Origin of the sequence: Rhizobium sp. P32RR-XVIII (genome assembly GCF_012641395.1) — a bacterium.
In the GTDB taxonomy this organism is placed as follows: domain Bacteria; phylum Pseudomonadota; class Alphaproteobacteria; order Rhizobiales; family Rhizobiaceae; genus Rhizobium.
The window spans coordinates 270191-290049 of sequence record NZ_JABAIH010000001.1 but is presented as its reverse complement, the minus strand read 5'-3'; the positions used below and the strand labels follow the sequence as shown (position 1 = coordinate 290049).

Sequence of the window (19859 nt, the reverse complement as noted above, 5' to 3'; positions counted from 1 at the left end):
ATGAGTGCTTTCGGAGCATATCTCAGGCTCGTTCGGGTCGGCTGGATCCTGGTGCGCGAGGGCGTCGTCGAGGCGTTGCCCTCCGAGGGACTGCCGCCTTCCGTCAGCCTTGCCAAATCTTTCGTCAGCATCTTTGCCCGCAGCCGGGCGAAATACAAAAAGCGCAGTGACCGGCTGGCGCGCGCCGTTGAACGGCTCGGACCTTCCTATGTGAAGATCGGTCAGTTTCTGGCGACGCGCCCGGACGTTGTCGGCGTCGAATTCGCCAACGACCTGTCCCAGCTCCAGGATCGCATGGCTTTTTTCCCCACCGCGGCGTCGAAGGCGAGCGTCGAGGGGTCGCTCGGGCGGCCGATCCAGGAGCTTTTCACCAGCTTCGATGATCCGATCGCCGCTGCTTCGATTGCACAGGTGCACCCCGCCGAGGTCGATACGGCCACAGGCCGCAAGAAGGTCGCCGTGAAGGTCGTGCGCCCCGGCGTGCGCCAGCGCTTCGCGCATGACATCGAGGCGATGTATCTCGTTGCCCACATGCAGGAACGCTTCATGGTTTCCAGCCGGCGCCTGAGACCGGTAGAGGTCACAAAAACGCTCGAGCTGACCACGAAAGTGGAGATGGACCTTCGGCTGGAAGCCGCCGCCCTCTCCGAGATTGCCGAGAATACGGACCAGGATCCCGGATTCCGCGTTCCCAAGGTGGACTGGGAAAGGACCGGCCGCGACGTCATGACCATGGAATGGATCGACGGCGTGAAGATGTCCGACGTCGAGGGTTTGCAGGCGGCCGGCCACAACCTCAATACGCTTGCCGACACGCTGATCCAGTCCTTTTTGCGCCATACGCTGCGCGACGGCTTCTTCCATGCCGACATGCACCCCGGAAACCTCTTTGTCGATGTGCACGGCGATATCGTTGCCGTCGACATGGGTATCGTCGGACGGCTTGGGAAGAAGGAGCGGCGCTTCCTCGCCGAAATCCTCTATGGCTTCATCACCCGCGACTACGTGCGCGTTGCCGAAGTCCATTTCGAAGCAGGCTATGTGCCGGCCCATCACAATGTTGAAAGCTTCGCACAGGCGATCCGGGCGATCGGCGAACCGATCCACGGCCAGCCGGCCGAGACGATCTCGATGGGCAAGCTGTTGACGCTCCTGTTCGAGGTGACGGAACTTTTCGACATGCAGACCCGGCCCGAGCTGGTCATGTTGCAGAAAACCATGGTGGTCGTCGAAGGTGTTTCGCGCATGCTGAACCCGCGCTTCAACATGTGGAAGGCATCGGAGCCTGTTGTCGGAGACTGGATTCGCAACAATCTCGGCCCGAAGCGGGTCGTGACCGATCTCAAGGATGGGCTGAAGGCGGCGGTGAAGCTCGCCGAAGCCGTACCGGAAATCGCCGCGAAGACAGAGAAATTCCATCACCAGCTGCTGCATATGAGCGAGCATGGTCTGCGCTTCGATCCGCAGACTGCGGAGGCGATCGGCAAATCCGAGGCGAGGCACAGCCGGTACGGCCGTCTCGCGCTTTGGATTATCGCATTGACGCTTATCTACATAGCCGTGATGCTGAGTTGAGCTGAAACACAAACAATCGCATGCTGTGTTCGGCATTTGGGATATCCCATGATGCGAGATGCTCGCTTAATCTCGCCATCAAGGAGACCTGCAGATGAAGCACGAACGCCCCGGCATCGAACTTTCCGGCCAACCACTCGGTTTCGCCGAGATGGTGAGGATTGGTTCCGGCAAGGTTGCCCTGTCGGTGACGGAGACGGGCATGGCGCGCGTGGAACTTGCGCGTTCGGTCGTGGAGGATGCGATCGGGGCCGGCATTCCGGTCTACGGTTCTACGACTGGCGTCGGAGCGATGAAGGATGTCGAGTGGTCGCCGGAAGACCTTGACGCTTTCAACCTCGGCCTCGTCCGCGCCCATCACTTCGGCACCGGTACGCCGTTTTCGACCGCTGTCGTGCGAAATGCCATGGCGATCCGCATCAATACCGCTCTGACGGGCCAGGTCGGGTGCACACCCGAACTCGTGGAAACCTATCTGCGGCTTCTCAGGGCAGATCTTATCCCCGTCGTCCGGCGGACGGGCTCGATCGGCTGTGCGGATATCGGCCTCATGGGGCAAATCGGTGCGGTTCTGACCGGCGTTGGCGAGGCGGTCTATCGCGGCAGGCGCATGCAGGCGGTCGAGGCCTTCGAGGCAGCCGGCCTCGAGCCGGTCAGGATGGCACCGCGTGACAGCCTTGCTTCGCTCAGCATCAATGCCGTGAGTTTTGCGGCGGCAGCGGAGGCGACGCGCAATGCCGCAGCGTCGATCCGCGTGCTGCTCGCAACCGGGATGATGGCCGCCGGCGCGCTTGGCGCGTCCCGCGATCCATGGCGGTCGGTGCGCCATGTCGGCACCCCCCGGGAAGCGTTGATCGGTGCATGGCTCTGCAATGCGTCAGACGCCTGGGAATGGCCGGTTGCGACCCACGTGCAGGACCCGCTCAGCCTTCGCATGATTGCGCAGGTCTTCGGTGCGGTGATCGAGAATCTGCTTACGACTGGCCACAAGATTCTCGCGGCTACAGGTCGCTCAGATGACAACCCCGTGGTCGTCGAGGGCCAGGTGATGACCTCCGGCGGTTCACTGCCTCTTGACGTGACGATCCTGCTGGAATCGGCAGCAATCTGCATGGCGCATGCTGCCCGCAATGCCTTCAACCGCTGCGTCCTCCTCGGTAACGGACAGAGGCGCGATCTGCCGGTCAATCTGGTGCCGAAAGGCCGGATCGCGACAGGCTTCGGGCCGATCATCAAGCTCGCCGGCGAAATCTTCTCGCGCGTCCTTTCCATGTCCAACCCGGTATCGGCCCAGTCGCTGGTGGTTGCGGCGGGGCTCGAGGACGAGGCCGCTTTTCTGCCGCTGGTGATCGAGCGCTTCGAACGGCAGATGCGGGCGCTGAGGCGGCTTGCGGCGCTCGAAGCCCTGCTTGCCGCGCAGGCGGCCGACATTCTGGGCGACCAGCCGAAGGGCGTTTCGGGCATGATCTACGACGTCGTCCGCAGCCATGCAGATTTTTATACGGTCGACCGGCCGCTTTCGGCCGAGGTCGAGGCGATCGAGGAAGGTCTTGGAGCCGACGCCTTTGTTTCCAAATTGATCGCCGAAGTGCCGATCGCCTCTTTCGACGACTTCTTCGCGCTGGGTTCGCGGGAGCGTATCGAGGAGCGGCTTGCGGGCAACCCTGTACTATCTGACACTTGAACGGCACGGAGGCATCCGCATGAGTGATTTCGATCTCGTTCTGCAGGGTACGGTCGTTCTGCCGGAGCGCATCCTCGAAGAGGGCTATGTCGCGGTCAGCGATGGTAAAATCGTCCAGGTTGGCGTCGGAGTGCCGCCTTCGGGGGAGGAGCGGCATCTTCTCGGCAAGGCGCTGATCCTTCCCGGCGCGATCGATGCGCAGGTGCATTCGCTGAGCCAGAAGGATCAGGAGGACTTCATCTGGTCGACACGCTCGGCGGCGGCCGGCGGCGTCACGACAATCGTGGACATGCCCTATGACGAAGGCAATCTCGTCTGCTCGGCGGAAGCGGTAAAGAAGAAGATCGATCACGCGAGCCCGCAGGCGCGTGTCGATTTCGCGCTCTATGGCACGGTCAATCCGGAAGAGCGTGCTGCGCGCATCCCCGAAATGGTGCACGCCGGCGTCGCGGCCTTCAAGTTTTCGACCTTCGGCACGGATCCTAAGCGTTTCCCCCGCATTCCTCCCGCCTTGCTCGACGAGTGCTTTGCGGCGATCGCACCGACCGGGCTGACGGCTGGCGTCCACAATGAGGACGACGAAGCCGTGCGCGCCTACATCGAGCAGGTAAAGGCCTGCGGCATCACCGATTGGCGTGCCCATGGTCTCTCGCGCCCGCCGATTACAGAGCTGCTTGCCATGCACACTATCTTCGAGACTGGCGCCAATACCGGCTGCCCGGCTCATGTCGTGCATTGTTCGCTCGGCCGCGGCTACGATATCGCTCGCGCCTATCGTCGCGACGGTTTCGAGGCGACCGTCGAGTGCTGCATCCACTACCTGACGCTGGACGAGGAAAACGACGTGAAGCGCCTCGGGGGCAAGGCCAAGATCAATCCACCGATCCGGCCGCGCGCCGAGGTGGAAACGCTGTGGCGGAAGGTCGCTGAAGGCAATGTCTGGCTGGTGTCGACCGACCATGTCAGCTGGTCCGAAAACCGCAAGACCGATCCGCACATGCTGGCGAATGCATCCGGTGTGCCTGGGCTCGAGGTGATGGTGCCACTCTTCGTCAAGGGCGCGCTCGAACGCGGCATTCCGCTTACCTGGGCTGCAAAGCTCATGGCGGAAAATCCGGCGAAACATTTCCGCCTCGACCATATCAAGGGCGCGCTGACGCCGGGCAAGGATGCCGATATCACTGTGCTTGAGCCGCGCGAAAAGGTCTATGATGCCGCCGCGAGCGGCAACAATGTCGTCGGCTGGAGCCCGTACAATGGCATAGCCTTGCCATGGACCGTTTCAGCCGCGTATCTGCGCGGCCAACAGATAACCGATGGCACGAAGGTGCTTGCCGAGCCCGGCACCGGGAAATTCGTCCGTCCGCTGCCGCGCCAAATCATTGCCGGAGAAATCGCATGAGCCGTAACCTGCCCGTCAACGCAGACCGCATCGCAGAAGATATCGATGCGCTGGCGAAGATCACCGAGCCTGGACATCCCTGGACACGCCGCGCCTTTTCGCCGCTGTTTCTCGAAGGACGCGCCTATATCGAAGCGCGCATGCAGGCGGCCGGGCTCGAAACGCGGATCGATGCCGGCGGCAATCTCATCGGGCGTCGAGCGGGCAGCAAGCCGGGGCTCGGCACGATCATGGTCGGCTCGCATTCCGATACCGTGCCGGATGGCGGGCGCTTCGATGGCATCGCGGGCGTCATCTCGGCTCTGGAGGTCGCGCGTGCGTTGGAGGATCGGGGGATCGCGCTGGAGCACGATCTGGAGATCGTCGATTTCCTTGCGGAAGAGGTCAGCATTTTTGGCGTTTCGTGCGTCGGCAGCCGCGGCATGACCGGGCAGCTTCCCGAGGCGTGGCTTTCGCGCACCAGCGGCGACCGCGACCTTGCCGAGGGGATTGCGCAAGTCGGCGGTCGTCCAGGGGTGCTCTTGCAGCAGAATCGGCCCGATCTTGCGGGTTTCCTTGAGCTGCATATCGAGCAAGGGCCGGTGCTTGAAAACGAGAGGAAGGATATCGGCATCGTGACGGCGATTGCAGGTATCACCCGGATCGAGATCACGGTCGAAGGCCGGGCCGACCACGCCGGTACGACCCCAATGGATGGCCGCGCGGATGCGCTGGTGGCCGCCTCGCGACTCGTGCTCGATATCCGCGACGCGGCAGCCGAGCAGGCAAAGACACCGGGCCATTTTGCGGCAACCGTCGGCGAATTCCGGATCGAGCCGAATGCCGCCAATGTCGTCCCGTCCAAGGCCGTGATGCTGATCGACGGCCGTGCGGAAATCCGCAGCGACATGGAAGCTTTCTGCGAATGGCTGGATGTGCATGTTCTCCAGCTTGCAGCTGCCCATGGGGTGACGATCAACTCCCCAAAACGCGTGTCCGACAATTATCCGACGCCCGGCGATGCCGGCCTCCTGGAGACGCTGGAGCGGGCCTGCGATACCGTCGGCGCCAAGCACCGGCGCATGGCCTCCGGCGCGGGACACGATACGGCCTGGATCGCCAAGGTGGCCCCGGCCGCCATGATCTTCGTTCCCTGCAAGGAAGGCCGCAGCCATTCGGCGGACGAATGGGCCGAAAACGACGACATCGCCCTCGGTGCCGCCGTGCTTTTCGAGGCCGTGCGGGAGATGGACAGGACGCTGAACAAGGAGAAGGCGTGATGGGGCGCATACTCGTTGAGAAAGATGTCGAAGCAGCCGTCAAGGGCGGCTCCGTCTATGCGGCGGGCGGCGGCGGCTGGGCCGATCATGGGCGTATGCTCGGCTATGCGGCGGTCAATGTCGGCAAGCCGGAGCTCGTTACGATCGACGAGTTGGAGGACAACGACTGGATTGCGACAGCGGCGGCGATCGGCGCGCCGGCCTCCACCACGCCCTGGGAAATGCAGGGCATCGACTATGTGAAGGCGGTGCAGCTTCTGCAGGACGAGCTTGGCGAAAAGCTTTCCGGGCTGATCATTGGACAGAACGGCAGATCCTCGACGCTGAACGGCTGGCTGCCCTCGGCAATCCTCGGCACCAAGGTCGTGGACGCGATCGGCGATATCCGTGCGCATCCGACCGGCGACATGGGCTCGATCGGCATGGCCGGTTCGCCGGAGCAGATGATCCAGACGGCAGTAGGCGGCAACCGCGCCGAAAACCGCTACATCGAGCTGGTCGTGAAAGGCGCGACCGCGAAGATCTCGCCGATTCTGCGTGCCGCCGCCGACCAATCGGGCGGCTTCATCGCCAGCTGCCGCAATCCGCTGCGAGCCTCCTATGTGCGCAAGAACGCGGCGCTTGGCGGCATCTCGATGGCGCTTTCGCTCGGCGAGGCAATCATCGCAGCGGAGAAGAAGGGCGGGACGGCGGTGATCGACGCTATCTGCAAGACGACCGGCGGCCATATCCTCGCTGAAGGCACGATCACTAAGAAGGACGTGGTCTACACCACCGAGGCCTTCGATATCGGTACGATCGTCGTCGGCTCCGGCGCGAAGACCGTGACCATGCATGTGATGAATGAGTACATGGCCGTCGACGACGCCGATGGTAAGCGCGTGGCTACATTTCCCGCGGTCATCACGACGCTTTCGCCGGAGGGCGAACCGCTCAGCGTCGGCCAGCTCAAGGAGGGCATGCCGGTCTTCATCCTGCATGTGCCGAAGGAAATCATCCCGCTTTCCGCAAGCGTGCTCGATCCGACCGTCTATCCGCCCGTCGAAAGGGCGATGGGCATCGAGATCATGCGCTACGCCCTGGAGACGAAGGTCTGATGCCATGGCGCGCGATACCGGGCTTGAGGGACTGCTGAAAGAGGAGCTCGGCGATATGCCGGGCCTCAGCGAAAAGACCATGTTCGGCGGCTGGGCCCTGATGCTGAATGGCAACCTCCTTTGTGGTGCGCGAGAGGACGGGATGCTGGTTCGGCTCGGCAAAGGCAATGACGGTTGGGCGCTGAATTTACCAGGCGTAGTCCAGATGCTGTCGGGCGAACGGGCGATGCAGGGCTGGGTACGCGCCGATGCGCGAGCCTATGGCGACGATGCGCTGCGCCGGCGACTGCTCGATGCAGCGGTCGCCTATGTGACCTCGCTGCCGGCAAAGTAACAAACCGGGACTTGAGGAAGGACATTTCATGCCGAAGGCCAATCCACGCCATCCGAAATTTCCGATTCCCGGCGGGCCGGAGCTGCGGGCCAAAGGCTGGCGACAGGAAGCGCTACTGCGTCTTCTCGAAAATGTGCTTTCCGTTGGCGAGGACCCCGATAATCTCGTCGTCTATGCGGCGCTCGGCAAGGCTGCCCGCAACTGGCCGGCGCATAGAGGCATCGTCAAGGCGCTGACCGAGATGGATGAGGATCAGACGCTGCTGATCCAGTCCGGAAAGCCGATCGGTCTCGTGAAAACCCACGCCAACGCACCACTCGTCATCATGGCGAATTGCAACATTGTCGGCCAATGGGCGAAAGCCGAGGTGTTCTACGAGCTGCAGCGCAAGGGACTGATTTGCTGGGGCGGACTGACGGCCGGCGCCTGGCAGTATATCGGCAGCCAGGGCGTCATTCAGGGCACCTACGAGATCTTCATGCGCATCGCCGAAAAGCGCTTCGGCGGCGATCTCCTTGGCCGCTTCGTGCTGACCGCGGGGCTCGGCGGCATGGGCGGTTCGCAGCCGCTCGCCGGCGGCATGGCGGGTGCGGCGATCCTCTGCGTCGATATCGATCCGGAGCGGGCAAAGAAGCGCCAGGAGATCGGCTATCTGCAGGAGATCGCGCCCGACCTCGATACGGCGCTCGCGATGATCGACACGGCCGTGAAGGAGAAGCGGGCGCGTTCCGTCGGCCTTGTCGGCAATGCGGCCGAAATCTATCCGGAAGTCGCCCGGCGCGGCATCGTGCCGGATATCGTCACCGATCAGACCTCGGCGCATGATCTCGTCTATGGTTATGTGCCGAAAGGCATGAGCCTTGCTCAGGTCAAGGAACTGCGGGATGAGGGCCAGGGCCAGTTGATGGCGGCAAGCCGCGCGTCGATCGTCCAGCATGTAACGGCGATGCTGGAGTTCCAGAAGAAGGGCTCGGAGGTCTTCGACAACGGCAACCTGATCCGCACGCAGGCAAAGGAAGGCGGCGTTGCGAACGCCTTCGACATTCCGATCTTCACCGAAGCCTATTTGCGGCCGCTCTTTGCCCGCGCGATCGGCCCGTTTCGCTGGATGGCGCTTTCCGGCGAAGAGAGCGACATCGCCCGGATCGACGAGCTGCTGCTCGAGATGTTCCCCGACAACAAGATCATCACCAACTGGATCCGACTTGCCCGTGAACATATCCCCTTCGAGGGTCTGCCGGCGCGCATCGCCTGGCTCGGCCACGGCGAACGGACGGCGCTTGCGCGACGCGTGAATGGGCTGGTTGCCAGCGGCGAACTCAAGGGCCCCGTCGCCTTCTCGCGCGATCATCTCGATGCCGGTGCCATGGCGCATCCGAACATCATGACCGAGCGCATGAAGGATGGCTCTGACGCGATCGCCGACTGGCCGCTGATCGACGCCATGATGCTCTGCTCCTCGATGGCCGATCTCGTCGTCGTTCATTCCGGCGGCGGCGGCTATGCCGGTTACATGACCAGCTGCGGCGTGACCGTGGTCGCCGACGGCACGGACGCTGCCGACGAACGGCTCGACCATGCGCTCACCAACGACACGGCGCTCGGCGTCATGCGCTACGCCGACGCCGGATACGAGGAAGCGCTGGATGAGGTGCAGAAGAAGAATGTGCCGTATATCAGGCTTGGTTGAAGCTAAAGCGGGAATGGTATATATCATTGCCATATCTCATCAGGAGACATGGCAATGAACACGGCAAGGATATTCTGGTCGGGCCGCTCGCAGGCCGTACGTCTGCCGAAGGAATTCCGCTTCGAAGGCGACACCGTTGCCATCCGCCGCCAGGGCAAGGCCATCATCCTCGAACCCGTTTCAGACGATTGGGATTGGCTGGCCGATGTGACGGCGGAGGTCGATAGCGATTTCGCAGATGGTGCCAATGAGCAGCCAGCCGGCGAAGATAAGCCCGAGCTCGACTTCTTCAAATGAAATACCTGCTCGACGCCAATGCGGTCATTGCCCTGATGAAGGGCAATGACGCCTTCCTGGCAACGCTACGCAAGCATAGCCCACAGGACTTCGCTATATCGGCAATCGTAGCGCACAATCTGTTCTACGGTGCCTACAAGAGCCTGCGGACAAGCGAAAACCTTGCGCGCATCGACGCATTGCAATTCCAAATTCTCGAATTCGATCAAGACGACGCCCGGAAGGCCGGCGAGATCCGCGCTATGCTCAACGCCGCCGGAACGCCGATCGGTCATTATGATGTGTTGATTGCAGGCCAGGCCGTATCACGAGACCTGACGCTTATCACGCATAATTTCAAGGAGTTCGGGCGTATTGCCGGGCTACGGATCGAGGATTGGGAAAAATAGCGGCATCATAGATGCCGCGTTTCAGCCGGCGCACGATCAAAGCGATCGTCGCGGCCGTCGAAATAGCCGACCGGAGAGGAGGCGAGCTCCTCGTCGGTGGCATCGTCGAGGCAGCTGACGCTGATCGCATAGAACTTGCCAGGATTTTCGCCCCAATTGAAGGAGCTGATTCCGCAATTCTTGCAGAACAGATGATGCAATCTGTGTGAGCCGAACTGATATTCGCTGATGTTGTCTTCGCCCGAGATCAGGCGGAAATCGGCCGGCGTAGCAACTGCCAGCCAATTGCGTTTCTTCTTGCAGATCGAGCAGTTGCATTTGAACGTGCCACCCTGCAGATCAAGATCGGCCTCGTAGCTGACGGCGCCGCAATGGCAGCTTCCATGATATGTCCTCTTCATCATTTCCTCCCTTTGGCGGCGGCTTCCGCATAGGCGGTGGCCTTATCGAGCGCCTCGCTCCAGCCTTCCGACTGCAGTTTGAATTCGGTGTCGTTCGGCAGCTCGCGCTTGCGGAAGATGAGGCGCGTACCCTCGCCTTTTTCCTCCAGCTCGACCGTTACCTGCATCTCGTGCTCTGGCTGGCCGGCATCATTTTCCCAGGCGAAGGTGAAGACGAGGCGTTCCGGTGGGCTGATCTCGATGTAACGGCCCCGGCTCCAATATTCCTTGCCATCCTGCCCCAGAATGCAGTGACGCCAGGCGCCGCTTTCGCGCAGATCGACCGAAACCGAGGGTGCCGAACAATTGTGCGGACCCCACCATTGCAACAGATGCTCCGGCTCGGTCCAAAGGCTGAAGACCAATTCGCGCGGGGCGTCGATCTCACGGGTAAGCAGGATCTCCCGGCTGCGGCCGGAGAGACGGATTTCATTTGCGGTGTTCATCGTCATTCCTCCTCTGCTTGACGGTAGCGGCGTAGGCTTCGAGTTTGTCGAGGCTTTCGCTCCAGAACCGGCGGTAGGTTTCCAGCCAGTCGTCGACACCGCGAAGTGGCTCGGTTTCCAGTCTGCAGGGTCGCCACTGGGCTTCCCTTCCCTTCGCAACAAGGCCGGCTTTTTCGAGCACCTTCAGATGCTTCGATACGGCAACGAGCGACATGTCGAATGGTTCGGCGAGTTCCGACACCGAAGCCTCGCCGAGCGCCAGCCGCGAAAGGATCGCTCGGCGCGTGGGATCAGCGAGGGCTGAAAACGTCATGCTCAGTCGATCGGCATGCATATTAAACTCATTAGTTAATTAACTTGTGAGTTAAATACTGCGGATGAACACGCGTGTCAAGCCTATGCCAATTGCGCTTAACCGATACGCTTCGAAAGGCTGCGTGCGGTGCAGGCTGCCGCAAAGGCAAAGGCCAGCATGGCGAGCGTGAAGAAGACGACGGCAGACCAGCCTTCGATCGCAAAGAACCAGCCGCCCGCCGAACCAGCAACGCTGGAGCCGATGTAATAGGCCAGCAGATAGAGCGAGGAGGCATGCCCCTTGGTGCCGCGGGCAAGCCGGCCGACCAGCGCGCTGGCGGCCGAATGCGCCATGAAGAAGCCGACCGTCAGAAACACGATGCCGAGAACAATCAGCGGCAGCGGTGCAAGAAGCGTAACCGCGACGCCGATCGCGGCGCAGAGGATGCCGGCGAGCAACACGACGAAATGGCCGAACCTGTCGCCCAGCAGGCCTGCGGCCCAGGAGGCCGCGATACCGAAGAGGTAGACGGTGAAGATCAGGCCCAGCTCGGTCTGGTTCAGGCTGTAGGGCGGCTGCACGAGGCGGAAACCGGCATAGTTATAGATCGTGACGAAGGCGCCCATGACCAGGAAGCCGATGGCGAAGAGGAAGGGCAGCGCCGGGCTGCGGATATGACCAATCCAGGCCATCAGGTGGAAATGCGCGTTGAAGCCCTTGCGCGGTTTGAAATTGCGGGAGGCGGGCAGCAGCAGCCGGAAGCCGATAGCGGCGGCAAGGCCAAGCAAGCCGATGACGGCAAGCGCCGGGCGCCAGGAGAAATATTCGGCGAGCGTGCCGGTAACGACGCGCCCCGCCATGCCGCCGAAGGCATTGCCGGCGATATAGAGGCCCATCGAAGCGCCGAGGCCGCGCGGTTCGACCTCTTCCGAGAGGTAGGCCATGGCGACGGCCGGCACGCCGCCGAGCAGGAAGCCCTGCAATGCGCGGATGGCGAGCAGCATATGCCAGTCCGGAACGATGGCGCAGGCGATGGTGCAGAGCGCCGAGCCAAGCAGCGAGACGAACATCATGCTGCGGCGTCCGACGCCTTCGGAGATGGCCGCCGCACAGAAGATCGCGACGGCGAGGAAGCCGGTCGCAAGCGACAGCGACAGCGAGCTTGCCGCCGGGCTGACTCCGAAATCCTCGGCGAAGATCGGCATCAGCGGCTGAACGCAATAGAGCAGCGAGAAGGTGGCGAAGCCGGAGAGGAAAAGCGCCAGGCTGGCGCGGCGATAGGCCGGCGCGCCTCGAACGAGGAACTGGCTGGCCTGCGCCTCGTCCCTCTCGGTCGCGACATGGAGCGGCGGGCGGGCAGGCTTTGCGGCTTCTGGGGATATGTCGGACATCTTCGTGGAGGTAACGCGGGGCATAGGAGAACCAACCTTTCGCCCTGCTATCTAGCCAGCGATGCATCATTTGTCCAATATATGGCACTGGCAATCACAATAGCTTTTGGAGATACCATGGAACTGCGACATATCCGCTATTTCCTCGCCGTCGCCGAGGAGGGCAATTTCACCCGGGCGGCAGCCAGGCTCGGCATCGGTCAGCCGCCGCTCAGCCAGCAAATCCGCGACCTCGAGGAGGAAATCGGCGCGCAGCTCTTCCACCGCGTGCCGCACGGGGCGGAGCTGACGGCGGCGGGCAGCGCCTTCCTCCCGGAAGCGCGAGACGCGGTCGCGGCTGCCGAAAAGGCGAAACTTGCAGCGCAGCGGGCGATGCGCGGCGAGACCGGCCGGCTGCTTCTCGGCTTTACGGCCTCCTCCGCCTTCAATCCCGCCGTCAGCGGCGTGATCCGCCGATTTCGCGGCCGATGGCCGGATATCGGGCTCTCGCTCACCGAAATGAACAGCAATGGGCTGATGGAAAAGCTGATGCGCGAGGAGATAGACGCCGCTTTCATCCGCCCCGGACTGGAGGACCCCAAGGACGTGCGGCTGAAGCGGCTGGCGGACGAACCGATGCTCATTGCGCTACCCGCACATCATGCGCTCGCGCGCCACGCAGAGGTTCCGCTCTCGGCACTTGCGGGAGAGCCCTTCATCCTCTTTCCGCGCACCGTCGGTCTCAGCCTTTATGACGATATCGTGCGCGCCTGCCGGGATGCTGGCTTCGAGCTCGTCGTGACACAGGAGGCGCCGCAGATCCCTTCTGTCGTCAACCTCGTGGCAGCCGATCTGGGCGTTTCGATCGTGCCTGCCTCGATCGCCCAGATCAAGCTAGACGGCGTCGCCTACCGGCCGATCGAGGGGTCGTCGCTCGTCGCGAGACTAGGGCTCGCGGTGCTGAAGGCGCAGCGTTCGCCTGTGACGGAAAACCTCATGAGCCTGCTCTGACCCTTAGCCTGCCGGATCCCAGTAAGGCGGATCGCCGAAGGCCTTTTTCAGGTGATCAGCGATCGCGCGGAGCTTGGTGGAGGGATTGCGGCCTTCGGGATGCGCCATGTAGATGAATTCGACTTCCGGCTTGTAGCCGACATCGATTTCGACGAGCTTGCCTTCGCGGATCGCCGGACCGGCGATGAAGGCAGGCAGCAGCGCAATCCCGAGTCCGGCGATTGCCGCATCGCGGAGCATATCGCCGTTGTTCATGCCCATGGCCAGCCTGGCACGCACGATGGTCGCCCCCTCCGCGGTCTGGAAGCGCCAATCGGCGATACCACGGTTGGTGTAGAACAGGCCCCGGTGGGCATCGAGATCGGTCAGTGTCGCCGGCGTCCCGTAGCGGTCGAGATAGTCGGGCGAGGCCGTCAGAAGACGGCGGCTGCGCGTAAGCTTCCAGGCAACGAGACGTGAATCGGCGATTGGACCATTGCGGATGACGGCGTCATAGCCTTCCGAAGATGCGTCCACCCGCCGGTCGTCGATATCGAGCGTCAGCGCGATTTCGGGATGCGTCGCCAGAAATGGATAAAGCGCCGGCCCAAGGTGCATGCGGCCGAACGTGACGGGCGCCGCGATGCGCAAGGGGCCGGCGAGCGTGCCGCGCCGTTCGGCCATATCGGCTGTCGCTTCATCGATCTCGCGGACGATGCGCAGTGCGCGTTCGAGGAAGGCCGTACCGTCTTCCGTCAGCGTCAGCTTACGCGTCGTACGGTGGAGCAGCGTACCGCCAAGAGTTCTTTCCAATTCCGCCAACCTTTCGCTAACGACGGACTTCGATAACCGCAGACGCCTTGCCGCCTCGCTGACGGACCCTGATTCCACCACGGCGACGAAAGCCGCTACCCCTTCGATCCTGATCATCGTTCGGTATTTCCGAATTCGAGTTCCACTATATGGAGACTAATCCGAACGACGGGAAAATGCCATCTTCCAGTCATCGAATGGGGCGGCAGACGCCAGCCCATCCTCAAATCAGGAGATGGAACAATGAACCGCTTGAACAACAAAGTCGCAATCGTCACCGGCGCAAGTTCCGGTATCGGGCGCTCGACAGCCAAGCTTTTCGCCGCCGAAGGCGCCAAGGTCGTCGTCGGCGCTCGCCGTCAGGCAGAACTCGACAGCCTTGTTGCAGAAATCAAGGCTGCCGGCGGCGAAGCCGTTGCAGTCGCAGGCGACGTTCGCGCGGAAGACTATCACAAGGCGCTCGTTGCTGCCGCCGTCCAAAACTACGGCAAACTCGACATCGCCTTCAACAATGCCGGTGTCATCGGCGAAGCCGGCCCGAGCACCGAAGTTTCCGAAGCAGGCTTCAGCGAGGCGCTGACGATCAATCTGACGGCCTCCTTCCTAGCCGCCAAACACCAGATTGCCGAAATGGCGAAACACGGCGGCGGTTCGGTGATCTTTACCTCCACCTTCGTCGGCTACACTGTCGCCTTCCCGGGCATGGCTGCCTATGCCGCGAGCAAATCCGGCCTGATCGGCCTGACGCAGGCCCTCGCCGCGGAATTCGGACCGCAGAACATCCGGGTCAATGCCGTGCTGCCCGGCGCGGTGGATACGGACATGTATCGTGAGACAAACGATACGCCCGACAAGCAGGCTTTCGTCACCAGCCTGCATGCGCTGAAGCGCGTCGCGGCACCTGAGGAGCTTGCCCGCTCCGTCCTTTATCTCGCTTCGGACGATGCGAGCTTCGTCACCGGCACGGCTTCGCTCGTCGATGGCGGTCTTTCGATCACCCGCACCTGAGGCAGACGTCTTCGTGGATTGAAGCAAAGGCCGCGGTATTCTTCTGCCGCGGCCTTTTCACCGCTACGCGCCCTCGATCAACGTGCGGACGGCAGCCTCGAAGGTCGTCTTCCCCTTGCGCGATCCGGCCTCACCGCCTTCGAACTCGATCCAGCCCTCATTGAAGCCGTCAAGCATCGGGATGCGTGGACCGGGATTCTGCATGCCCTGGGCGCGGAAGAGATCTTCGCAGCTATCACGTGCCGGCCAAGGTCCGCGCCTTCATCGACTTCTGTCTCGAAATCATCGGATAGATGTCGCGGCTGAGACTTGTTTCTCGCCTCCATCCCGCCTACCACCCGGAGACACTGCCTTCCTCTTCTTCCGGCAATCTCGCGCGGGTGAACTATGCTTCTCGGTATTCTTTGCGGCCTTGCCACATGCGCCTTGTGGGGGCTGACATTCGTCGTGCCGCGCGCCATCGCGCCGTTCAACACGATGGATCTGACAATCGCGCGCTACGGCCTCTTTGCGCTCGCGAGCATCGTGCTGATGGTCAGTCCGCGGTTCCGGCCGAAGAACATCGAGCCACGCATGGCAATCACTGCGCTACTCCTCGGCGGCATCGGTTATGTCGGCTATTTCGTCAGCATTGCCTATGCCGTGCGGCTTGCCGGCGCCGCCATTCCGCCGCTCGTCATCGGTACGATGCCGGTGCTTCTCGCTGTTATCGCAAATTTCCGTGACCACTCCGTTGCCTGGCGGCTGCTCGCCTTGCCGCTGATGTTGATCGCGGCCGGCATCGGCTGGGTGAATGTCTCGATCTTTTCCTCCGCGCCTTCCGGCGATCAGGCGGCGATCGTCCTCGGTATTGGCTCGGCGCTGATAGGCCTTGCACTATGGGTCGCTTATGGGCTTGCGAGCACAGCGGCGATGCAGTCGCCGAATCCGCCGGATATTCTGCAATGGACCGGCCTTCAGGGCATCGGCGCGGGGATCGGCAGCCTCGTTCTGATCCCTTTCACATCGGTCGGCACGGATATCGCCTTCACCGATACAGAATTGCTTCGTTTCATCCTCTGGTCGCTGATCATGGGCCTGGCTGGCGCCTGGCTCGCTACGCTTCTTTGGATGATCGCCTCGAAGCGCCTGCCGCTTGCGCTTGCAGCGCAGCTGATCGTCGCCGAAACCGTCTTTGGGCTGATCTTCGGCTTCCTCTTCGAGCAGCGCCTGCCGACGATCGCCGAAGCGGGCGGGTCCATCCTTCAGCTTGCGGGCGTCGGGCTTGCGATCGCGATCTTCACGCCCAGCGGCCGCAAGGCTTAGGCGTCAAGCGCGGCCGCTTCCGCGAATAGCCGGCATGCGCCGGGCGATTGCATGTTATCCGCCAAAGGCTTAGGGTCGACGGCGGTCAACACAGGGCAACGGGTAGAAGGCCATGATTCTCAGCGGCAAACGCATCCTGCTTATCATTTCGGGCGGCATCGCGGCCTACAAGAGCCTCGATCTGATCCGGCGCCTGCGCGAGCGGGGCGCTTCCGTGCGTCCGGTCATGACGAAAGGCGCACAGGAGTTCGTGACGTCGCTCGCCGTCGGCGCTCTTGCGGCCGACCACGTCTTCACCGACCTCTTTTCACGGCAGGACGAACAGGATGTCGGCCATATCCGCCTTGCGCGCGACTGCGACCTCGTTCTGATCGCGCCGGCAACGGCCGATCTGCTGGCGAAAATGGCAAACGGCCTCGCCGACGATCTGGCCTCCACGATCTTGCTTGCGACCGACAAGCCCGTTCTCGCCGCTCCGGCGATGAACCCGAAAATGTGGTCGCATGCGGCGACGAAACGCAATTTCGAGATTTTGAGAGGCGACGGCGTCCATTTCATCGGCCCGATGGCGGGCGAGATGGCGGAAAGCAGAGAAGCTGGCCTTGGGCGCATGGCCGAACCGCTGGAGATCGTCGCGGCAGCCGAGGCGCTTTTCGACGGCGGCCCGAAGCCGCTTGCAGGGCGGAAGGCCGTCGTCACCTCGGGGCCGACGCATGAGCCGATCGACCCTGTGCGTTACATCGCCAACCGCTCGTCCGGCAGACAGGGTCACGCAATCGCCGCAGCACTCGCCAAACTCGGCGCGGATGTAACGCTCGTTTCCGGCCCTGTGACGATCGCCGACCCGGTTGGCGTCAGGATGATCCATGTCGAGCGGGCCGAGGAAATGCGCGACGCCGTGCTTGCCGCCCTGCCCGCCGATATCGCTGTCATGGTGGCCGCCGTCGCCGACTGGCGGGTCGCCTCTGCATCCGATCAGAAGATCAAGAAGCATCCCGGCGAATCCATTCCCACGCTGGCGCTGACCGAAAACCCGGACATCCTGAAGACCGTCGGTCACCACACGATGCGGCCGAAGCTGGTGATCGGCTTTGCCGCCGAGACGCAGGACGTCGAAAGCAACGCCAGGACCAAGCTCGAGCGCAAGGGCGCCGATCTCATCGTTGCCAACGATGTGTCGCCGGCCACAGGCATCATGGGCGGCACGCGCAATAGCGTGAAGCTGATCAGCCAGAGCGGCGTCGAGCAATGGCCCGATCTCGCCAAGGAAGAGGTTGCGGAAAAGCTGGCGAAGCTGATCGCCGAGCGCATCAAGCAGGGATAGCCAGGTCCGGCGTCGCGCTGAGGCGCCTTTCCGGCCGAAAGGCCGTAATCTCGATTCCCATTTCACTTACCGTGACGGCGCTGCCGTCAGGTATTTCGGTCCAGGCATCGACGTCGTCGTTCAGCGGTTCCGAGACAAGACAATACCCTTTGCCCATCGGCGAGGCATAAAGGGTCGGGGCCTTGCGATCGGTCGCATAGCGAATCCCGAAGAGCGACTCCCCGTCCGAGAAGGCTGCGGTGAAACGCAGATGAACACCGCCCAGAATGCTATCCGCAAGTCCCTCGACGAAGCTCACCATTTCGGCCATCGCGGCAAGGGGCGCGCGGTGCAGACCGAACTGCAGCGCGAGCAGGAACATCAGCTCCGAATCGGTCGTGCCGCTCCGGGCGTTGAAGAGCGCGTCATCCAGCATCGCCTCCATCGGGCGGCGCAGGCGCTCGAAGCCGCCGATCTGGCCATTGTGCATGAAAGACCAGTTTTCATGCGTGAAGGGATGGCAATTGTCCCGCCGCGTGCCGCCGCCGGTGGCCGCCCGCACGTGGGCAAGAAAGAGCGGCGAGCGGATCTGCCGCGCGAGGCTCTTCAGATTGCAATCCGACCAGGCCGGAAGGATGTCGCGGTAGCGGCCCGGTTCCGGCCGGTCGCCATACCAGGCGATGCCGAAGCCATCGCCGTTCGTTGCGGTCTTGGCGCGAGTGGCGCAGTGGGATTGTTCGATGAGGGAATGCGCGGGCGAGGATACCAACTCCTCCAGATAGAGGGGGTCTCCACGATAGGCTGCCCAGCGACACATGCTCTCTTGCTCCGGAACCCGCCCTTGCACGGCAGGACTGCTTGGAATTGCCTGCTCGATTGTCGAGCGCGATGGTGAATAAAAACTTAATGATTGCAGGTTTTGCAATGGATTCGTGGGAATTGGCGAGGCCTCCGACGATCACTTTCGGCGATCAGGCATCTTCTTTTGTGAACACTGAGTTCTGTCCGCTACGGGTTTCGCGCCGTTCAGCACTACCGATATAGTCGCCAGCAAGTTGAACCCACATAAGAGGATTCCATGTCGATCCGTCCCGTCAAACACGAAAGCACAGCCGTCCCCACGATGGAAGGCGCAGGCGTGAAGCTGCACCGCGTCTTTGGTTTCGGCGATCCGTCGATGACCGATCCCTTCCTGATGATGGATGATTTCCGCAACGACAATCCGGCCGAATACATCCGCGGCTTTCCATGGCACCCGCATCGCGGGATCGAGACGATTACCTACGTGCTCGCCGGAACCGTCGAGCACGGCGATAGTCTCGGCAATCGCGGCCTTCTGGGAGCGGGCGACATCCAGTGGATGACGGCCGGCAGCGGCATCATGCATCAGGAAATGCCGAAGGGCGATTTCGCAGGCCGCATGCACGGCTTCCAACTTTGGGCCAATCTGCCCTCCTCGCTCAAGATGACCGCCCCGCGCTACCAGGACGTCAAATCATCGGATATCCCGGTCGTCGTCGATGACGACGGCACCGCGGTCCGTGTTATCTGCGGCAATTTCTGGGGCAAGGGCGGTCCCGTGGACGGGGTCGCCGCCGAGCCGATCTATCTCGACGTTTCGGTGCCTCCAGGCAAGAAGAAGCGCTTGCCGGTCGATACCTACCGCAATGCCTTCGCCTATATCTTTGCCGGCTCGGGGACGTTCCGCGACGCCTCGAAACCGTTCGGCGTCCGGGTCGAGAAGGAGGTGAATGGCGAAGAGATCAACATTCGCGACATGTCCGGCAACCGCACGCTGGTCGTCTTCGACAGCGGCGATGAAGTAACCGTTCAGGCGGGCGACGAGGGAATCCGTTTCCTGCTCGTCTCCGGAAAACCGATCGAAGAGCCGGTCGCCTGGCACGGTCCTATCGTGATGAATTCGCGCGAGGAAATCATGCAGGCCATGCGCGAACTGCAGAACGGAACCTTCATCAAGGCAGGACATTGAGAGGATTTGTCTTGCATCGCCGAAATTTTTACCTACCTTCCAACTATCGACAACAGAACGAAAGGAAGGTGATCCAATGTCTAATGAGATTTCGGACCTCGCAACGGGCATGGGAGAGGTGAAGAAGGCGAGGCAGCCCTCGCTTTAATCCCGCCTTCCTGGGGCCGCCTTT

General features: G+C 62.3%; 21 protein-coding genes. 14 read left to right on the top strand and 7 right to left on the bottom strand.

Going from position 1 to position 19859, the window contains the following annotated elements; translation table 11 throughout:
- The 9 genes from ubiB to HGP14_RS01440 all read left to right on the top strand — a co-directional run bounded on the left by ubiB (position 1) and on the right by HGP14_RS01440 (position 9727).
- Positions 1-1575, top strand: coding sequence for a 2-polyprenylphenol 6-hydroxylase (gene ubiB / locus HGP14_RS01480; protein WP_168828075.1), 1575 nt, complete (start codon positions 1-3; stop codon positions 1573-1575).
- 94 nt (positions 1576-1669) lie between these two features.
- Complete coding sequence (locus HGP14_RS01475; protein WP_168828074.1) at positions 1670-3259, top strand: aromatic amino acid lyase; 1590 nt, start codon at positions 1670-1672, stop codon at positions 3257-3259.
- A gap of 19 nt (positions 3260-3278) precedes the next feature.
- On the top strand, positions 3279-4661 hold the full coding sequence (locus HGP14_RS01470) for a dihydroorotase (RefSeq protein WP_168828073.1): 1383 nt from the start codon (positions 3279-3281) through the stop codon (positions 4659-4661).
- Positions 4658-5920: a Zn-dependent hydrolase gene (locus HGP14_RS01465; RefSeq protein ID WP_168828072.1), complete on the top strand. Its 1263-nt coding sequence runs from the start codon at positions 4658-4660 to the stop codon at positions 5918-5920. Before HGP14_RS01470 ends, HGP14_RS01465 begins: the two co-directional genes overlap by 4 nt.
- Positions 5920-7017 (top strand): DUF917 family protein, encoded by a 1098-nt coding sequence (locus tag HGP14_RS01460; RefSeq protein ID WP_168828071.1) that lies wholly within the window; start codon positions 5920-5922, stop codon positions 7015-7017. The genes HGP14_RS01465 and HGP14_RS01460 overlap by 1 nt, the downstream gene beginning before the upstream one ends.
- Before the next feature lie 4 nt (positions 7018-7021).
- Positions 7022-7351, top strand: a complete 330-nt coding sequence (locus tag HGP14_RS01455) for a TfoX/Sxy family protein (protein WP_168828070.1) — start codon at positions 7022-7024, stop codon at positions 7349-7351.
- 28 nt (positions 7352-7379) lie between these two features.
- Positions 7380-9041 carry a urocanate hydratase gene (locus HGP14_RS01450; protein ID WP_168828069.1) on the top strand — a complete coding sequence of 554 codons (1662 nt, stop codon included), beginning with the start codon at positions 7380-7382 and terminating at the stop codon, positions 9039-9041.
- 54 nt (positions 9042-9095) lie between these two features.
- Positions 9096-9338 carry an antitoxin gene (locus HGP14_RS01445; RefSeq protein ID WP_168828068.1) on the top strand — a complete coding sequence of 81 codons (243 nt, stop codon included), beginning with the start codon at positions 9096-9098 and terminating at the stop codon, positions 9336-9338.
- Positions 9335-9727 (top strand): type II toxin-antitoxin system VapC family toxin, encoded by a 393-nt coding sequence (locus tag HGP14_RS01440; RefSeq protein ID WP_168828067.1) that lies wholly within the window; start codon positions 9335-9337, stop codon positions 9725-9727. Before HGP14_RS01445 ends, HGP14_RS01440 begins: the two co-directional genes overlap by 4 nt.
- 5 nt (positions 9728-9732) lie before the next feature.
- On the opposite strand, the gene HGP14_RS01435 is transcribed toward HGP14_RS01440, so the two are convergent.
- From HGP14_RS01435 to HGP14_RS01420, 4 genes are all read right to left on the bottom strand, one after another.
- Entirely contained in the window at positions 9733-10128 is a 396-nt protein-coding gene (locus HGP14_RS01435) for a GFA family protein (RefSeq protein ID WP_168828066.1), read from the bottom strand.
- Positions 10128-10613 (bottom strand): SRPBCC domain-containing protein, encoded by a 486-nt coding sequence (locus HGP14_RS01430; protein ID WP_168828065.1) that lies wholly within the window; start codon positions 10611-10613, stop codon positions 10128-10130. The genes HGP14_RS01435 and HGP14_RS01430 overlap by 1 nt, the downstream gene beginning before the upstream one ends.
- Positions 10597-10947, bottom strand: a complete 351-nt coding sequence (locus HGP14_RS01425) for an ArsR/SmtB family transcription factor (protein ID WP_168828064.1) — start codon at positions 10945-10947, stop codon at positions 10597-10599. Before HGP14_RS01425 ends, HGP14_RS01430 begins: the two co-directional genes overlap by 17 nt.
- 77 nt (positions 10948-11024) lie before the next feature.
- On the bottom strand, positions 11025-12323 hold the full coding sequence (locus HGP14_RS01420; RefSeq protein ID WP_168828063.1) for an MFS transporter: 1299 nt from the start codon (positions 12321-12323) through the stop codon (positions 11025-11027).
- 93 nt (positions 12324-12416) lie between these two features.
- On the opposite strand from HGP14_RS01420, the gene HGP14_RS01415 reads away from it, so the two are divergent.
- Complete coding sequence (locus HGP14_RS01415) at positions 12417-13289, top strand: LysR family transcriptional regulator (protein WP_168828062.1); 873 nt, start codon at positions 12417-12419, stop codon at positions 13287-13289.
- A gap of 3 nt (positions 13290-13292) precedes the next feature.
- Here HGP14_RS01415 and HGP14_RS01410 read toward each other — a convergent pair whose 3' ends face one another.
- A complete protein-coding gene (locus HGP14_RS01410; RefSeq protein WP_168828061.1) occupies positions 13293-14198 on the bottom strand; it encodes a LysR family transcriptional regulator in 906 nt (301 codons plus the stop codon).
- A 126-nt stretch (positions 14199-14324) separates the two neighbouring features.
- Between HGP14_RS01410 and HGP14_RS01405 the strand changes: the two genes are divergently transcribed.
- Positions 14325-15089, top strand: a complete 765-nt coding sequence (locus tag HGP14_RS01405) for an SDR family oxidoreductase (protein ID WP_168828060.1) — start codon at positions 14325-14327, stop codon at positions 15087-15089.
- A 63-nt stretch (positions 15090-15152) separates the two neighbouring features.
- Here the strand turns inward: HGP14_RS01405 and HGP14_RS01400 are convergent, their stop codons facing one another.
- On the bottom strand, positions 15153-15293 hold the full coding sequence (locus HGP14_RS01400) for a hypothetical protein (protein WP_205926993.1): 141 nt from the start codon (positions 15291-15293) through the stop codon (positions 15153-15155).
- 183 nt (positions 15294-15476) lie between these two features.
- Between HGP14_RS01400 and HGP14_RS01395 the strand changes: the two genes are divergently transcribed.
- Positions 15477-16394 (top strand): DMT family transporter, encoded by a 918-nt coding sequence (locus tag HGP14_RS01395; protein WP_168828059.1) that lies wholly within the window; start codon positions 15477-15479, stop codon positions 16392-16394.
- 112 nt (positions 16395-16506) lie between these two features.
- Positions 16507-17718: a bifunctional phosphopantothenoylcysteine decarboxylase/phosphopantothenate--cysteine ligase CoaBC gene (gene coaBC, locus HGP14_RS01390; RefSeq protein WP_168828058.1), complete on the top strand. Its 1212-nt coding sequence runs from the start codon at positions 16507-16509 to the stop codon at positions 17716-17718.
- Here the strand turns inward: coaBC and HGP14_RS01385 are convergent.
- The gene (locus tag HGP14_RS01385) at positions 17705-18514 is read right to left on the bottom strand and encodes a class II glutamine amidotransferase (protein ID WP_168828057.1); all 810 of its coding nucleotides are present in this window, start codon (positions 18512-18514) and stop codon (positions 17705-17707) included. The genes coaBC and HGP14_RS01385 overlap by 14 nt on opposite strands.
- Positions 18515-18775: 261 nt before the next feature.
- Here HGP14_RS01385 and HGP14_RS01380 point away from each other — a divergent pair, with 261 nt between their 5' ends.
- Positions 18776-19687, top strand: coding sequence for a pirin family protein (locus HGP14_RS01380; protein ID WP_168828056.1), 912 nt, complete (start codon positions 18776-18778; stop codon positions 19685-19687).
- Positions 19688-19859: the final 172 nt, after the last annotated feature.

Excerpts from the sequence above, each read along its gene's own strand:
- ubiB (WP_168828075.1), top strand. The coding sequence starts at position 1 with ATGAGTGCTTTCGGAGCATATCTCAGGCTCGTTCGGGTCGGCTGGATC.
- HGP14_RS01475 (WP_168828074.1), top strand. The coding sequence starts at position 1,670 with ATGAAGCACGAACGCCCCGGCATCGAACTTTCCGGCCAACCACTCGGT.
- HGP14_RS01470 (WP_168828073.1), top strand. The coding sequence starts at position 3,279 with ATGAGTGATTTCGATCTCGTTCTGCAGGGTACGGTCGTTCTGCCGGAG.
- HGP14_RS01465 (WP_168828072.1), top strand. The coding sequence starts at position 4,658 with ATGAGCCGTAACCTGCCCGTCAACGCAGACCGCATCGCAGAAGATATC.
- HGP14_RS01460 (WP_168828071.1), top strand. The coding sequence starts at position 5,920 with ATGGGGCGCATACTCGTTGAGAAAGATGTCGAAGCAGCCGTCAAGGGC.
- HGP14_RS01455 (WP_168828070.1), top strand. The coding sequence starts at position 7,022 with ATGGCGCGCGATACCGGGCTTGAGGGACTGCTGAAAGAGGAGCTCGGC.
- HGP14_RS01450 (WP_168828069.1), top strand. The coding sequence starts at position 7,380 with ATGCCGAAGGCCAATCCACGCCATCCGAAATTTCCGATTCCCGGCGGG.
- HGP14_RS01445 (WP_168828068.1), top strand. The coding sequence starts at position 9,096 with ATGAACACGGCAAGGATATTCTGGTCGGGCCGCTCGCAGGCCGTACGT.
- HGP14_RS01440 (WP_168828067.1), top strand. The coding sequence starts at position 9,335 with ATGAAATACCTGCTCGACGCCAATGCGGTCATTGCCCTGATGAAGGGC.
- HGP14_RS01435 (WP_168828066.1), bottom strand. The coding sequence starts at position 10,128 with ATGAAGAGGACATATCATGGAAGCTGCCATTGCGGCGCCGTCAGCTAC.
- HGP14_RS01430 (WP_168828065.1), bottom strand. The coding sequence starts at position 10,613 with ATGAACACCGCAAATGAAATCCGTCTCTCCGGCCGCAGCCGGGAGATC.
- HGP14_RS01425 (WP_168828064.1), bottom strand. The coding sequence starts at position 10,947 with ATGCATGCCGATCGACTGAGCATGACGTTTTCAGCCCTCGCTGATCCC.
- HGP14_RS01420 (WP_168828063.1), bottom strand. The coding sequence starts at position 12,323 with ATGCCCCGCGTTACCTCCACGAAGATGTCCGACATATCCCCAGAAGCC.
- HGP14_RS01415 (WP_168828062.1), top strand. The coding sequence starts at position 12,417 with ATGGAACTGCGACATATCCGCTATTTCCTCGCCGTCGCCGAGGAGGGC.
- HGP14_RS01410 (WP_168828061.1), bottom strand. The coding sequence starts at position 14,198 with ATGATCAGGATCGAAGGGGTAGCGGCTTTCGTCGCCGTGGTGGAATCA.
- HGP14_RS01405 (WP_168828060.1), top strand. The coding sequence starts at position 14,325 with ATGAACCGCTTGAACAACAAAGTCGCAATCGTCACCGGCGCAAGTTCC.
- HGP14_RS01400 (WP_205926993.1), bottom strand. The coding sequence starts at position 15,293 with ATGCAGAATCCCGGTCCACGCATCCCGATGCTTGACGGCTTCAATGAG.
- HGP14_RS01395 (WP_168828059.1), top strand. The coding sequence starts at position 15,477 with ATGCTTCTCGGTATTCTTTGCGGCCTTGCCACATGCGCCTTGTGGGGG.
- coaBC (WP_168828058.1), top strand. The coding sequence starts at position 16,507 with ATGATTCTCAGCGGCAAACGCATCCTGCTTATCATTTCGGGCGGCATC.
- HGP14_RS01385 (WP_168828057.1), bottom strand. The coding sequence starts at position 18,514 with ATGTGTCGCTGGGCAGCCTATCGTGGAGACCCCCTCTATCTGGAGGAG.
- HGP14_RS01380 (WP_168828056.1), top strand. The coding sequence starts at position 18,776 with ATGTCGATCCGTCCCGTCAAACACGAAAGCACAGCCGTCCCCACGATG.